Below are 14,463 nucleotides of genomic sequence, written 5' to 3' on the forward strand. Positions count from 1 at the left end.
TTCTATCCTTTGCGGCGTTTCTTCGTGGCTCCGGGTATCGCAGCTTCGATGACCTTTTTCATGACAGTGGGCAGAGCCTCCCCCGGAAGGGCGTCGGGGAGAGACCACCATCCATCACCCGGCGAAGCGTTGTCGGGGACATCGGCCTTAAAAACAAGAAGCTCCAGCGCGAAATGGGTGAACACGTGGCGGATCGAACCGGATGGGCGCCAAGCGGCGGTGAAAGGAGCGGCGGAGACATCCGTGATGCCATCATGGCGCGCCGTCCAGTGGCTGCCGGGAACCTCCGCCATTCCGCCCAGAAGGCCTTTCGCAGGGCGCTTTCGCAGGAGCACGGAACCATCGGAGCGCATGGCGACAAATGCTGCGCCGACACGCGTGGGTTTTTCTGTCTTCGGCGCCTTGACCGGAAAACGCTCGGCAATGCCTTCGCGCCGCGCCGCGCAGCTCCCGGTGATGGGGCACAACACGCAAGCCGGCTTGCGCGGTGTGCAGATGGTTGCCCCGAGATCCATCATGGCCTGGGCGAAATCGCCCGGCCGGTCATGTGGCATGGCTCTCGCAACCAAAGCGCGAATCTCGGGCTTAGCCTGCGGCAGCGGTGTCTCTATGGCGTGAAGGCGGGTGATGACGCGCTCGATATTGCCGTCGACCACCGCTGCAGGGCGGTTGAATGCAATGGCGGCAATGGCGGCGGCGGTGTAGTCGCCGATGCCGGGAAGAGCCTTGAGTCCGGCCTCCGTATCGGGAAAGCGGCCGGCATGTTCGGTCGCGACGGTCTCGGCGCATTTCTTCAGATTGCGGGCGCGCGAATAATAGCCCAGCCCCGCCCACGCCTTCATCACATCGTCGGCACTGGCAGCGGCGAGGGCCTCGATTGTCGGCCAGGCATCGGTAAAGACTTCAAAATAGCGCTTGACCGCGCCGACGGTGGTCTGTTGAAGCATGACCTCCGAGAGCCAGACGCGGTAGGGATCGGGCAGAACGCCGATTTTGGTTTCGTCCGGGGGGGTGCGCCAGGGCAGGCTCCTGTGATGGCGGTCATACCACGCAAGCAGCGGAGATGAAAAATCGGTCGAAGAAGCCTGTGCGTCGGTGACCGACGCTTCCCTGCGTGCCATACTGGAGCGGAACTCAATATGTGTTGCGGATCAATTCGAGACTTCATGTCATGACAGGGAAGAGGCAATCGGGCAATCCCGTCGCTGTCAGCGATCTTGCCACCGCTATTCTCGATCCGGTGATGCGCAAGCGTGCGGGCCTTTCCGTTGAGCTTGTCCAGTGCTGGGGCGAAATCGTTGGCGAGCGGCTGGCGCTCAGCACGCGGCCTGAAAAGCTCGCCTGGCCGCGCCGCCGGCACGAGGATGATCCGTTTGAACCGGCCACGCTGGTGATTGCCTGCGAAGGGGCGGCTGCCCTGCGCCTGCAGCACGAGACGGGTGAAGTGATCGCCAGGGTGAATGCTTTTCTTGGCTTTGCGGCGGTGGGGCGCATCAAGATCGTGCAAAAGCCCGTGGCCCAGCCGCAGACGCGCCGCGCTCCGGCCATGCGACCGCTCACCGGATCGGAGACCGCGCGGATCGACGCGCTGGTCGCCGGGGTCGAGGACGAGGGCTTGCGTCTATCGCTGCAAAAGCTCGGCGCAAGCATTCTTGGCCGCCGCAAATGAACGACGATCACCAAAACGTGATGGGGCGCCTGCTTCAGAAAATCGCGCCCCTGACCCAAATTCGCCCGAAACGCCCGCTTTGTGGCGTGAACGCAGGTAACACTCCAAGACGAACAGGTGAGATTTCATGTCCGAACTGATCCAGCGCCGCAGACTCCTTCTTTCCATGGCCGCCTTGCCGGCGCTCGGGCTGGGACTGGCCGCATGTACCGAAGGCAATGCCGAAGCGGATGCGGCAGCACCGGCCACGGATCCTGTCACCACGGCTGCGGTTGAGGCTCCACCGTCAAGCGGAACGGTGGACATGGAGAAACTGCTTGAAGAGGGTGCTCTGGAGGACAAGGTTCTTGGCGATGAAAACGCGCCGGTGACCATTGTCGAATACGCTTCGATGACCTGCAGTCATTGCGCCACCTTTCACACCAGGACCTATCCGGAACTGAAGAAAAAATACATCGAGACGGGCAAGGTGCGCTTCATCCTGCGCGAATTTCCTTTCGACCCGCGAGCGGAAGCTGGCTTCATGCTGGCGCGCTGCTCGGATGACAAGTATTTTGCCATGGTCGACGTTCTGTTCAAGCAGCAGGGCAATTGGGCACCTGTGCAGGATGCGCAATCTGCGTTGCTGAAGATTTCCAAGCTCGCCGGCTTCACACAGGAGAGCTTTGAGGCCTGCCTGACGGATCAGGAGCTTTTGAACAAGGTTCGCGCTGTGCGCGCTCGTGGTGCCAGCGATTTCGGCGTCGATGCAACGCCGACCTTCTTCATCAACGGAAAGAAATATTCCGGCGCAATGTCGATCGAGGAAATGTCGGCGGTCATTGACGGCATGCTCTGACACACGCCTGAAACGCCCGGGTTCATCGACACCACCGGCATTGTCGGTGGTGTTGTGCGTTTTGCGGCTCGTGCAGGGCCCTGGGAGACATGCGCAGGTCACCGAAAACGATCAGGCGCGAAGGCTCTATCCTGTTGAAAACCGCCCTGTATGTGGGTTTCTGGCCAGAGAATATTGAAGCTTGCTTGACGGGCCGTAAGCTTCCGGATGAAGTCAGGGAAATGCGCAATGGGGGTTGGAGCGTCCGCACAGCGAGGCTGTTCCAACATTCTTCATCAACGGGATGAAGCACTCGGGAGCCATATCGATTGACTAAATGTCGGCGATCATCGACGGCATGCTTTGGCGGGCAACGCGTTTGCCCGCGGCTTTTCTATGCGCCGGTTAAGGTGCGGCCAGCATGAAATTCACCAAGCTGCGCCTTTTGGGATTCAAGTCCTTCGTCGAACCGAGCGAGTTCGTGATCGAGAACGGGTTGACGGGCGTTGTCGGTCCGAATGGCTGTGGTAAATCCAATCTGGTGGAAGCCTTGCGCTGGGTGATGGGCGAAAGCTCGTACAAAAACATGCGCGCCTCCGGCATGGACGATGTCATTTTTTCCGGTTCTGGCACGCGTCCGGCGCGGAACACGGCCGAGGTGACGCTTTTTCTCGACAATGCCGATCGCACAGCACCTGCCGCATTCAACGATGCGGACGAATTGCAGGTCTCGCGCCGGATCGAACGTGAGGCGGGGTCGGTTTACCGGATCAACGGCAAGGAGGCACGCGCCCGCGACGTGCAGCTTCTCTTTGCCGACCAGTCAACCGGCGCACGCTCGCCCTCCATGGTGGGGCAGGGGCGGATCGGTGAACTGATCCAAGCAAAGCCTCAGGCGCGCCGCGCGCTTCTGGAGGAGGCAGCCGGCATATCCGGGCTCCATTCACGCCGTCACGAGGCCGAACTCAGGCTGCGCGCCGCCGAACAGAATCTCGAGCGGCTCGACGATGTGGTGAGCGAACTCGACAGCCAGATCGAGAGCCTCAAACGACAGGCGCGCCAGGCTTCGCGCTTCAAGAAGCTCTCCGCGGAAGTGCGCAGGGCCGAGGCGATCCTGTTGCATTTGCGCTGGTCATCCGCCAAGGCACAGGAAGCCGAAGCCCAAAGTGCGCTGTCGCAGGCGACGGCCCTGGTGGGTGAAAACGCCAGCGGCCAGATGGAAGCGGCCAAGGCCCAGGCAATCGGTGCGCACAAACTTCCTGCGCTGCGCGATGCCGAGGCAGCCGCCGCCGCCGCCCTGCAACGGCTGACCATTGCCCGCACGCAGGTCGAGGAAGAGGCCAAGCGCATTGAAGCCCGCATGCAGGAACTGAAGAAGCGCATCGACCAGTTGAATGCCGATGTTGCGCGTGAAGAGCAGATGGTGCGCGACAATGCCGACGCACTGGCGCGTCTGGCTGAAGAGGAAGACGCGCTGAAGGACGCCGAGGATGGTGCTGAAGGGCGCGAAGCCGAGTTGCAGAGTGTCTTCGAAACGGTTTCCTCAGATCTTTCGACTGCCGAAGAGCTGCTCTCGCGGCTGACAGCCGAGAAGGCAGAGGCTTCTGCCACGCGGCAACAGGCCGAGCGCGCAATCCGCGAGCAGGCAGATCGCCGTGACCGGCTTGCACGGCAGATCGCCAACATGGATGCCGAGCTCGCTGAGATCGCCAGCCGGATAGCCGGTCTGCCGGATCCTGCCGAAAAACGCATGCTTGTCGAGGAAGCGGCCGAGCGCCTTGAACTGGCGGAAGCGGCTGTCGGCGAAAGCGAAGAGCGTGTTGCCGCCGCCCGCGAAGCGGAGCAGGCCGCCCGCGCGCCCCTGCAGGAAGCACGGGCCGAGCTTGGCCGGGTGGAAACGGAAGCGCAGACCCTGCGCAAGATTTTGAATGCCGGTGGGTCGGACCTCTTCCCTGCGGTTCTGGAACAACTGCGCGTCGAACGCGGGTTCGAGACGGCGCTGGGTGCCGCATTGGGTGAAGACCTCGATGTGCCACTCGACAGTGCCGCGCCCGTCTATTGGGGACCTTCGGAGATTGCATCGGACGATCCGGCTCTTCCCGATGGCGTGATGGCGCTGGCCTCTGTGGTGAAAGCGCCCGCACAGCTTGCGCGTCGCCTTGCACAGATCGGTGTCGTGGATGCCGAGGACGGACCGCGGCTGCAAAAAAAGCTGAAGCCCGGGCAGCGGTTGGTCGCGCGGGACGGAGCTTTGTGGCGTTGGGACGGATATCGCGCCAGCGCCGACGCTCCGACAGCAGCAGCGCAGAGACTGGCACAGAAGAATCGCCTCGCCGAGCTTGATGGAGAGGTGATCGAGGCGACGGCGCGGCTTCGCGCTGCCGAAACCGCGCTGACTGATGCCGAGCAGGGCGTGAAGAGCGCGGTGGAAGGCGAGCGCCGCGCGCGCGAAGAAGCGCGCGAAGCGCAGGCCGCGCTCAGCCGTGCGCGTGAAGCGTTGGCAAGTGCCGAAAAGGCGGCCGGTGAGCTTTCAAGCCGGCGCATGAGCCTCGAAGAGGCGCGTGGCCGGGTGGTCGAAGACCACGAAGAGGCCGTGGCCGCGACCATGACGGCGGAAGAAGCGCTTGAAGGCGCGCCGGATCTGACCGAATTGCAGGCACAGCTTGAGCGTCAGTCCGCCGAGGTTTCTGCCAAGCGTGCAGCGGTGGCCGAGGCGCGGGCGGCCTATGAAGGTTTGCGGCGCGAGGCTGACGGTCGCCGGCGCCGTCTGGAGGCAATCGCTGCGGAAAGACGGAGCTGGCAGTCGCGTGCGGATAATGCCGACCGCCACACTGCCGCGCTTCTCCAGCGGCGCGCCGATACGGAAGCCGAACTTGAGGTCCTCGCAGAAGCTCCCGAAGAGGTAGAAGCGCGCGGGCGTTCGCTGCTTTCCGAGATCGCAAAGGCGGAGGCCGTGCGCAGGGAAGCCGCAGACGCGCTGCAGGAAGCCGAAAACCGCCAGACGGAGCTCGACAAGCGCGCGACCGAGAGCATTCAGGCGCTTTCTTCTGCACGCGAAGCCAGAGCCCGTGCCGAGGAGCGTGTGACGGCTGCCGAGGAGCGACGCAAGGAAGCCGAGGCCCGTATTCAGGAAGTGCTGAATGTCCCACCCCACAAGGTCCTGGCGATGGCCGAGCTGGAGCCTGACGAGGCCATGCCGGAGATCGCGGAAGTGGAGCGCCGACTGGAACGGCTGAAGATGGAGCGGGAACGGCTCGGCGCGGTCAACTTGCGTGCCGAGGAAGAACAGACCGAACTGACGGAACGTCATGGCACGATTGTCGCCGAGCGGGAGGACGTGATCGAGGCCATTCGCAAACTGCGCCACGCGATCCAAAATCTGAACAGGGAAGGGCGCGAGCGTTTGCTGGCCGCCTTTGATGTGGTCAATGAACAGTTCCAGCGACTGTTCACGCATCTCTTCGGCGGCGGCACGGCAGAACTGCAGTTGATCGAATCAGATGATCCGCTCGAGGCGGGACTTGAAATCCTCGCCCGCCCCCCAGGCAAGCGTCCTCAGACGATGACGCTTCTGTCAGGCGGTGAACAGGCACTCACCGCGATGGCATTGATATTTGCCGTGTTTCTGACCAATCCTGCCCCAATCTGCGTGCTGGACGAGGTGGATGCGCCGCTCGACGATCATAACGTCGAGCGTTTCTGCAATCTCATGGATGAAATGGCGGCATCAACGGATACCCGCTTCGTGGTCATCACGCACAATCCCATCACCATGGCCCGCATGAACCGGCTTTTTGGGGTGACCATGGCCGAGCAGGGCATCAGCCAACTCGTCTCGGTCGATCTCGAGACCGCCGAGCGCCTGCGCGAGGCAGGCTAGCATCTCCTCCCGTCCGGCGGTTTCATGCAGGCAGTGCCTGCCATTCACCAGGGGCGCGGTACTCGACGAGCTCATGTCTCGCTCCAGACCGCCAATTCATTGCCTGCCGGGTCCATGAAATGAAAGCGGCGGCCACCGGGAAAGGAAAAGATCGGCTTCACGATCTTGCCGCCGGCGTCCTCGACCGTCTTCAGCGTGGCCTCAAGGTTCTCGGAAAACAGAACGGGGAGCGGTTTATCTGTGCCGTCCGGATTGCCGTCGAACCCTCCATCCAGGCCTTCGCTGAAAGCTGAATAGCCGGGACCATAGTCAGTGAACGACCACGAAAAGGCATTGGCGTAAAACGCCTTTACGCTATCGATACTGCCGCCGCCCGCGGGCATTTCGATGTAATCGAGCTTTCCGGTCTTGCGCATGGCTCTCTCCAATGTTCTTATTTTGTTCTATTCGACATCTGGACGTTTGGCAAGGCCCGAATACCTGTTCTGGTGTGGAAGAAGGTTCATGGTGGTTGTGCGAAAAAGCATGCGGGAGGGCTGAGATCGCACTGGATCCATTCAATCTGCGGCGTTTCATCAAGGCGCAGGAGGGCGTGTTTGATACGAACTCCACGAATTGCGATCCGGCCGCAAGCGAACCCACTGGATATGGTCTGTGTTTCCGCAGTTGCACGGCCTTGGCCGTTCTCGGGACGCGACCTGCTACGGCATTTCCTTCTTGCAGGAAGCACACGCCTGTCTTGCGCATCCGGTTCTGGGGCCGCAACTGCAGGAAGCGACAAGGGCGCGATGCTGAAGGCATCTGGCCAGTCTCTGGCGGCCATCCCTGGGGCTCCGGGCGATCAGAAATTCTGTTCATGCATGACACTTCTCGCGCAGGCTTCGCGAGAGGAGGACGCCCTTTTTTCCAAGGGGCTTGCACGGTGGTGTGGTGGGGCGATGGATGAGGCCACGCTTCGCCTCACAGGGCTTTCGAAGCCGGAGCGGAAGGATGATGGCCCGTAGCGGCAGGGCGCGATCGGGGCTGCGCGACGCGCACCGCGCCTGGTGGCTTCCCGATGATGCGCTTGAAAGCGCGACTGAATGCGGCCTGGGAACCGTATCCCAAGCGTTGCGCTGCCGTCTCTATGGGCATGCCTTCGCGGCTGATCCACTGCGCGGCAAGCCGCATTCTCAGTTCTGTGAGATACCGGACCGGTGTCATGCCCGTGACGGCCTGGAACCGGTCTGCGAAGACGGACCGGGAACTGCCCATCTGTGCGGCCAGTTCAGCCACCGTCCAGTCACGGCCGGGATCGCGGTGAAGGGCTGCAATGACACGTCCCAGACGCGGATCGCGCAAGGCTGCCACCCAGCCGCGGGTGCCGCCGCAGCCGCATTCCACCCATGCCCGCACGATGAAGGCTGAAACCACGTCGGCGAGCCGGGCAAGAATGCCCGCAAAGCCGGCGCGATCTTCATTCGCCTCGCGCTCCATGGCATCAAGGATCGGCAGGATTTCCGGGTAGCGCTCCAACAGGGTATTGACCTGCATGACGTCTGGCATCAGGGCGACAAGCGGATGCATGCTTCCAAGGTCAAACTCCATACAGCCCGAGAAGATCAGGACATCGGGTGACTGGTCTCGCTCATTCGGGCGCGCCATGATCTCGCTGACGTCTCTGCACAGCGCTTTGGGCTGAAACTCTGTAATGCACTGACACTTCAGCTTCGGATCCGAGACAAGTGAATGCTCTCCACCGCGCGGAAGAAGGACGGCATCGCCTGTATCCAGTGCATGAAGCGCCTCACCGGGACCGCGCAGATACACCGGCCCCCGGCCCACGAAATGAAATTGAGCGCGCCCCTCAATGGCGGGAAACCGGAGGCCAAAAGGGGGCGAGACCTGGGTGCGATTGTACTCGAGCCCATAAAGGCGCATCCCCATCAACAGGTCGCTGACCAGATCGGGATTGGCGTGCGTCGATGAATTTTCGGCGTTTCGATCAATCATTTCGGATTTTCTGACATGGTACGTCCGAAAAGTCCAGTCTATCTCTTTTGCACTGCACAACAGATTGCATTTTGAAAGGACAGACAGATGGACGAAGTCCCGCAGCGGACCACTGCCCAGGCCAGCCGGACGCCAGCCTGGGGAGCGGTGATTTCCATGGCGCTTGGCGTGTTTGGACTGGTGACGGCGGAGTTTCTGCCCGCAAGCCTTTTGACGCCCATGGCGCAGGAACTGGAAGTGTCGGAAGGGATGGCCGGCCAGGCGGTGACGGCCACGGCCGTGGTGGCACTGATAACGAGCCTGCTGGTTTCGGCTGCAACGCGCAACATCGACAGGCGGCACGTTCTGCTCGGCTTCACCGTGTTGCTGATGGCCTCGAACCTCATGGTGGCTTTCGCGCCAGACATCATGGTGTTGCTTGTCGGGCGGGTTCTCCTCGGTATCGGTCTGGGTGGTTTCTGGACCATGTCGACGGCGGTCGCCATGCGGCTTGTGCCGGATGCTCTGGTGCCGAGGGCGCTGTCGATGATCGTCAGCGGCGTGGCCGCCGCCACCATCATTGCCGCGCCCGTCGGCAGCTATGTGGGCGACATGTTCGGTTGGCGCAGTGTCTTTCTGCTGGGAACCGGGCTGGGCGCCATCACCTTTGTGGTCCAGTTTGCCACGCTGCCGAGCATGGCTCCAAATCCGGCAACCCGGCTGCGCACGCTGCTTGATGTTCTGGTGCGTCCGGGCGTTGGGCTGGGCCTCTTGTCGGCGATGCTGGTTTTTGCCGGCCACTTCGCGTTCTTCACCTACATCAGGCCGCATCTGGAAAACATCACGGATGCAAGCATTACGGCGGTCTCGGGAATGTTGCTGGGGTTCGGTCTTGCCAATTTCCTGGGCTCGTTGTTCGGCGGCTTTCTGGTCGAGCGGAGTTTGCGCCGTACGCTGATGACCGTTCCGCTGGTGTTGAGCATTCTCGGCTTCGGGCTGATCTCGGTCGGCTCCACGCCCGCGGCCAGTGCTGTGATGATCGCTCTCTGGGGGCTTGCGTTCGGAGCTGTTCCGGTTGGCTGGTCCACCTGGTTGGCACGCACCGTACCCGATCAGGCCGAAAGTGCCGGCGGTCTGCTGGTGGCTGCCATCCAGCTTGCGATCGCCCTCGGAGCAGCCGGCGGCGGGCTGATCTTCGACACCAGCGGCGCACAGGGCGTGTTCAGTGCGGCAAGCATTGTGCTGGTGCTGGCGGCGGCGATGATCTTTGTGGGGGTTCGCCCACGAGCTGTTATTGCCACGGCGTGATCTTGTTGTAGCGCGGCGGCCCGGACGAGGCGGTGAGCATTCGCCGCCTCGCACCGTCTGAACGGCCCTGCCGCTCCACCTTGATATGGCCAGCCGAGAAAAAAATATTCTCTTCAATCGATAAAGCGGCGGATGGCGTGGAAGCTGGCCTTGCCTTGGCGCGCGCTGCCGCTTAACGCTGCGTCCCGAGGCCGGTGCATCATGGTTCCAGCGCCGGCAAATCGACCGGAAGGGGAATGCAGCATGACCAAGTGGGTCTATGTGTTTGGCGATGGGCGTGCCGAAGGCAGCGCGGGCGACAAAAATCTGCTCGGCGGCAAGGGCGCAAACCTGGCGGAGATGTGCAGCCTGGGGCTGCCGGTACCGCCCGGCTTTACGATCACCACCGAACTCTGCTCCCACTATTATGCCAATGGCCGTACCTATCCGGACGAACTGAAAACACAGGTTGAGGCGGCTCTTCAAGAGGTGGGGCGGGTTGCCGGCCGCCGTTTCGGCGATCCGCGCCAACCGCTTCTGGTTTCCGTTCGCTCAGGCGCGCGTGCTTCGATGCCCGGAATGATGGACACGGTGCTCAACCTCGGCCTGAACGATGCGACAGTTGAAGCAATTGCCGCGGAGGCGGGAGATGCGCGCTTCGCCTATGACAGCTACCGCCGGTTTATTCAGATGTACTGCAACGTGGTGCTCGGGCTCGACCATGATGTCTTCGAGGAAATTCTCGAAGAAGAAAAAGCGCGGCTCGGCTATGAGGTCGACACCGAATTTTCCGCCGGGGACTGGCAGAATGTGATTGTGCTCTACAAGGGGCGGATCGAGATCGAACTGGGGGCACCGTTTCCGCAGGATCCGCATGAGCAGCTCTGGGGCGCGGTCGGCGCAGTTTTTTCATCATGGATGAACCCGCGCGCGGTGACGTATCGCCGGCTGCATGACATTCCAGAGAGCTGGGGCACGGCGGTTAACGTGCAGGCCATGGTGTTTGGCAACCGGGGTGAGGATTCGGCGACCGGTGTGGCGTTCACGCGTGATCCCTCCACCGGCGAAAAAGCGCTCTATGGAGAGTTTCTCGTCAATGCGCAGGGCGAGGACGTTGTGGCCGGCATCCGCACGCCGCAAAACATCACCGAGGCGGCACGGCTCGCCGCTGGCTCCGACAAGCCTTCGCTGGAAAAGCTGATGCCAGAGGCGTTCGCGGCCTTCATCCAGATCGCCGACACGCTCGAGCGGCATTACCGCGACATGCAGGATCTGGAATTCACCATCGAGCGTGGCAAATTATGGATGTTGCAGACCCGCTCGGGAAAGCGCACGGCCAGCGCCGCTCTCAAGGTTGCGGTCGACATGGCCAATGAGGGGCTCATAACGAAAGAAGAGGCGGTGGCGCGCATCGATGCTGCATCGCTCGACCAGCTTCTGCATCCCACCATCGACCCCTCCGCCCCGCGCGACATCATCGGCATGGGCCTGCCGGCGTCCCCGGGGGCTGCAACAGGCGAAATCGTGTTTTCCTCGGAAGCTGCCGAAGAAGCCAAGGCCGAAGGCCGCAGGGTGATCCTGGTGCGGGTGGAAACGAGCCCGGAAGACATTCACGGCATGCATGCCGCAGAAGGCATTCTAACCACGCGTGGCGGCATGACGAGCCACGCGGCGGTGGTCGCGCGCGGTATGGGAAAGCCCTGTGTCTCGGGCGCCGGCTCCCTTCGCGTGGACCACAAGAAGGGTGTCCTCCTGGCCATGGGGCAAACGTTCAAGGCCGGCGATGTCATCACCATTGACGGCGCGACGGGACAGGTTCTGAAAGGCTCCGTACCCATGCTGCAGCCGGAGCTTTCTGGTGATTTCTCCACCATCATGGGCTGGGCGGACGAGGTGCGGCGCATGCGGGTGCGTGCCAATGCCGAAACGCCGGCCGATGCCCGTACCGCAAGGTCCTTTGGGGCGGAAGGCATCGGTCTTTGCCGCACCGAACACATGTTCTTTGACGATGGCCGCATCCTTGCGATGCGCGAGATGATTCTGGCCGACAGCGAGACCGATCGCCGGGCGGCACTCGCCAAGCTGCTGCCCATGCAGCGGTCGGACTTTATTGAACTCTTCGAGGTGATGGCGGGGCTTCCCGTTACCATCCGTCTGCTCGACCCGCCACTGCACGAGTTCCTGCCCAAAACCGAGGAAGAAATCGCCGAGGTGGCAGAGGCAATGGGTGTTTCGGCAGACAGGCTGCGCCAGCGGACCGAAGCGCTGCACGAATTCAACCCGATGCTCGGCCATCGAGGCTGCCGGCTTGCGATTTCCTACCCGGAAATAGCAGAGATGCAGGCACGCGCGATCTTCGAGGCGGCTGCAGATGCGGCCGAAAAGGCCGGTAAGCCTGTGGTGCCCGAGATCATGGTGCCCCTTGTGGGCATCTCCGCAGAGTTGACCTTTGTGAAGGATCGTATCGATGCGGTGGCGAAGACGGTCATGGGAGAGCGGGGCGTAACGTTCGATTATCTCGTGGGGACGATGATCGAATTGCCGCGTGCCGCTCTCAGAGCGGGCGAAATTGCCGCCAGCGCAGAGTTCTTTTCCTTCGGGACCAACGATCTCACCCAAACCACGTTCGGCATCTCCCGGGACGACGCTGCCTCATTCCTGGAGACCTACCGTACGCGCGGCATCATCGAGCAGGATCCGTTCGTTTCTCTGGACGTCGACGGTGTTGGCGAGCTGGTGCGGATTGCCTCCGCCAAGGGGCGGGAGGCCCGCTCTGAAATCAAGCTTGGCATCTGTGGGGAACACGGGGGCGATCCCGCTTCGATCCGCTTCTGCGAGAGCGTAGGGCTCGATTACGTATCGTGCTCGCCCTTCCGCGTTCCAATTGCCAGACTGGCCGCAGCTCAGGCTGCGATCAGTGAAACCAGGGCGAGTGCCTAGCGTTCTTCAATATCAACGAGCTCGGCGTAAAACGCGCCGTGCTCCTTGATTTCCAGAGCTTCGTCATAGGGGTCTGGATAAGCCCACATGATGTCTCCGCCCGGTCTTCCAGCACCGGTCAGCCGCCAATAGGTGGCGTCGCCCTTGTAGGGGGAGTGGGCTCTGGTCCGGGTTTGTTCGAGGCACGCAAAATTGATGTCTGCGAACGGAATGTAGAGCACGTCCCGGCACCCGGTCTCGCGCAGGATCTTCGCGGCTTCCGTCACTGCTATTTCAAGCTCATCCGCTTTCACGCAGACCGTCTTGTCATGCGGGGCGATGGTCATGCGCTTGTTGGGATTGCGCCGGAAACCGGGGGCTGGATTTTTGTTTTCCGTCATGGCGTACACTCCGTTGCAGAGGCAACGCGACGGTATCCCGCCGGTTCCTCGCCAAGGAGTAACGCCTTGTTACGTGATGTGCTGCATCACTGCACGCCATCCAGCGTTGTCATCAAGCCAGCATAGGCAGTGACGATCCGAGCCACCGGCAACTCACTTGTCTCAATGTCTTCGATTTCGAGCGAACCGCTACCTGTCCGTTGCACCACAAGAGCATAGGCAGCATCTCCATGCTCCTCCAGAACGACAGCGGCTACCCAGTCGCAATCATTCATTCCGTCTAGCCGCATGTGGAAAAGCAAACGCCCGTTTGTCTGATCCAGTGCCTGTTGGACGGCACCTTCGAAGCCGAGTTCGACAAAATCCTGATGCTTGAGAGCAAGCTCCAGCTCGACCAGCTCCAACGAGTTCGAGGCGGCTTCATCGTGTTCTGGAAGCAATGTCTGCATGGCTGAACCTCACAACTTTCTTCCACGCACTCCCTCCGCCATTGTCATTCTGCTGGTCAGCATGGCCGGAATGTGGCGTGTTATCTCCACCAAAGGAAACGCTTTGGGGAGCAGAACGTTGCATGGGCCGATGCTTTTCAGGGAAGTTGAATCAGTTTCGCAGCCAAGTTGCGCAAGAGTCTGAAACCCCAAGGAATATACGCGAACCACATTTCGCGCGAGCCAGCATTGAGTTAAGAGGACCTATCGTCAGCCGCAAGACATGCGTGGTCCGTCACATGAACGCAATTCTGCTACCGCAACGAGCACCAGCGGCTCCATGGAGCCTCAGGTTTGCAATATTCGCCGCGGTGCTTCTTGTCGTATCGGGAACCGGACACAGGTTTGGGCTGGTGGAGACGGTTCCGTTTTTCTGGCTGCTCGGACTTTCCGGTGTGCTCGCCTTCGCCGGTTTGGCGCTCGGTGCGATCGCGCTGGTCCAGATATGGGAGCACGGTTCGTCGGGTGCGTCGATTGCGAGCGCTGGCATACTGGTCGCCGCCATTGCACTGATCCCTTACGGGGTGTCGGGGCTTCGTCTTGTGGGCCATCCGAGGCTGGTCGACATCTCCACCGACCTCGAAAACCCTCCAGAAATGCCGTTGGCAGCGGCTGCGCGCAGCGGGCTTATGAACCCGGTTGCAAATATCTCTCAGGAGGACCGTGCGCTACAGGAAGAAGGCTATCCTGAAGTCGCCGGACGCCGTTATGAGCACACGGCTGACAAGGTTGTCGAGGTGGTGCGTTCCATGATGCAGGACAGGGGGTGGCAGCCCCGTGGGGCGGAAGGCCAGCAGCTCGCCGGTGGCAGTGTCACACTGGAGGGGGTGGCTCACTCCTTCATTATGGGATTTCCGGCAGACGTCGCGATCCGGATAGAAGATGATCAGACGGCTACTTTTGTCGATATGCGCTCCGCATCGCGCTACGCACGTCACGATCTGGGGGACAATGCTGCTCGCATTCAGCGGTTTCTCAAAGAGCTCGATGACAGAATGACATTGCTGGCGGCGATTTAGCCAGAGACAGAA

General features: G+C 61.6%; 13 protein-coding genes. 8 read left to right on the forward strand and 5 right to left on the reverse strand.

Annotated features, from left to right (window positions below; genetic code table 11):
- Positions 1-2 precede the first annotated feature (2 nt).
- Positions 3-1,121, reverse strand: coding sequence for an A/G-specific adenine glycosylase (mutY, locus tag HF949_RS08445; RefSeq protein WP_292899856.1), 1,119 nt, complete (start codon positions 1,119-1,121; stop codon positions 3-5).
- A gap of 50 nt (positions 1,122-1,171) precedes the next feature.
- Between mutY and HF949_RS08450 the strand changes: the two genes are divergently transcribed.
- From HF949_RS08450 to smc, 3 genes are all read left to right on the forward strand, one after another.
- On the forward strand, positions 1,172-1,669 hold the full coding sequence (locus HF949_RS08450; RefSeq protein ID WP_292899858.1) for a DUF721 domain-containing protein: 498 nt from the start codon (positions 1,172-1,174) through the stop codon (positions 1,667-1,669).
- A gap of 127 nt (positions 1,670-1,796) precedes the next feature.
- Positions 1,797-2,507 (forward strand): DsbA family protein, encoded by a 711-nt coding sequence (locus HF949_RS08455; protein WP_292899860.1) that lies wholly within the window; start codon positions 1,797-1,799, stop codon positions 2,505-2,507.
- A 400-nt stretch (positions 2,508-2,907) separates the two neighbouring features.
- Complete coding sequence (smc, locus tag HF949_RS08460) at positions 2,908-6,366, forward strand: chromosome segregation protein SMC (protein WP_292899862.1); 3,459 nt, start codon at positions 2,908-2,910, stop codon at positions 6,364-6,366.
- Between the two features lie 71 nt (positions 6,367-6,437).
- On the opposite strand, the gene HF949_RS08465 is transcribed toward smc, so the two are convergent.
- Positions 6,438-6,782, reverse strand: coding sequence for a VOC family protein (locus tag HF949_RS08465; RefSeq protein WP_292899864.1), 345 nt, complete (start codon positions 6,780-6,782; stop codon positions 6,438-6,440).
- A gap of 238 nt (positions 6,783-7,020) precedes the next feature.
- Between HF949_RS08465 and HF949_RS17610 the strand changes: the two genes are divergently transcribed.
- Both HF949_RS17610 and HF949_RS17615 read left to right on the forward strand, forming a co-directional pair.
- Positions 7,021-7,161, forward strand: a complete 141-nt coding sequence (locus tag HF949_RS17610) for a DUF1810 family protein (RefSeq protein WP_366931303.1) — start codon at positions 7,021-7,023, stop codon at positions 7,159-7,161.
- Positions 7,155-7,370 (forward strand): DUF1810 family protein, encoded by a 216-nt coding sequence (locus HF949_RS17615; RefSeq protein WP_366931304.1) that lies wholly within the window; start codon positions 7,155-7,157, stop codon positions 7,368-7,370. Before HF949_RS17610 ends, HF949_RS17615 begins: the two co-directional genes overlap by 7 nt.
- On the opposite strand, the gene HF949_RS08475 is transcribed toward HF949_RS17615, so the two are convergent.
- The gene (locus HF949_RS08475; protein WP_292899866.1) at positions 7,327-8,358 is read right to left on the reverse strand and encodes an AraC family transcriptional regulator; all 1,032 of its coding nucleotides are present in this window, start codon (positions 8,356-8,358) and stop codon (positions 7,327-7,329) included. The two genes, HF949_RS17615 and HF949_RS08475, sit on opposite strands and share 44 nt — an antisense overlap.
- Before the next feature lie 87 nt (positions 8,359-8,445).
- Here HF949_RS08475 and HF949_RS08480 point away from each other — a divergent pair, with 87 nt between their 5' ends.
- Both HF949_RS08480 and ppdK read left to right on the forward strand, forming a co-directional pair.
- Positions 8,446-9,645 carry an MFS transporter gene (locus tag HF949_RS08480; RefSeq protein ID WP_292899868.1) on the forward strand — a complete coding sequence of 400 codons (1,200 nt, stop codon included), beginning with the start codon at positions 8,446-8,448 and terminating at the stop codon, positions 9,643-9,645.
- 243 nt (positions 9,646-9,888) lie between these two features.
- Positions 9,889-12,564, forward strand: a complete 2,676-nt coding sequence (ppdK, locus tag HF949_RS08485) for a pyruvate, phosphate dikinase (RefSeq protein WP_292899870.1) — start codon at positions 9,889-9,891, stop codon at positions 12,562-12,564.
- On the opposite strand, the gene HF949_RS08490 is transcribed toward ppdK, so the two are convergent.
- Positions 12,561-12,944 carry a DUF427 domain-containing protein gene (locus HF949_RS08490; protein WP_292899872.1) on the reverse strand — a complete coding sequence of 128 codons (384 nt, stop codon included), beginning with the start codon at positions 12,942-12,944 and terminating at the stop codon, positions 12,561-12,563. The two genes, ppdK and HF949_RS08490, sit on opposite strands and share 4 nt — an antisense overlap.
- An 86-nt stretch (positions 12,945-13,030) precedes the next feature.
- Positions 13,031-13,393 (reverse strand): hypothetical protein, encoded by a 363-nt coding sequence (locus tag HF949_RS08495; RefSeq protein ID WP_292899874.1) that lies wholly within the window; start codon positions 13,391-13,393, stop codon positions 13,031-13,033.
- A gap of 278 nt (positions 13,394-13,671) precedes the next feature.
- Between HF949_RS08495 and HF949_RS08500 the strand changes: the two genes are divergently transcribed.
- Complete coding sequence (locus tag HF949_RS08500; RefSeq protein WP_292899876.1) at positions 13,672-14,451, forward strand: DUF1499 domain-containing protein; 780 nt, start codon at positions 13,672-13,674, stop codon at positions 14,449-14,451.
- Positions 14,452-14,463 lie beyond the last annotated feature (12 nt).

The sequence above is a fragment of the Nitratireductor sp. genome (assembly GCF_017794765.1).
In the GTDB taxonomy this organism is placed as follows: domain Bacteria; phylum Pseudomonadota; class Alphaproteobacteria; order Rhizobiales; family Rhizobiaceae; genus Nitratireductor.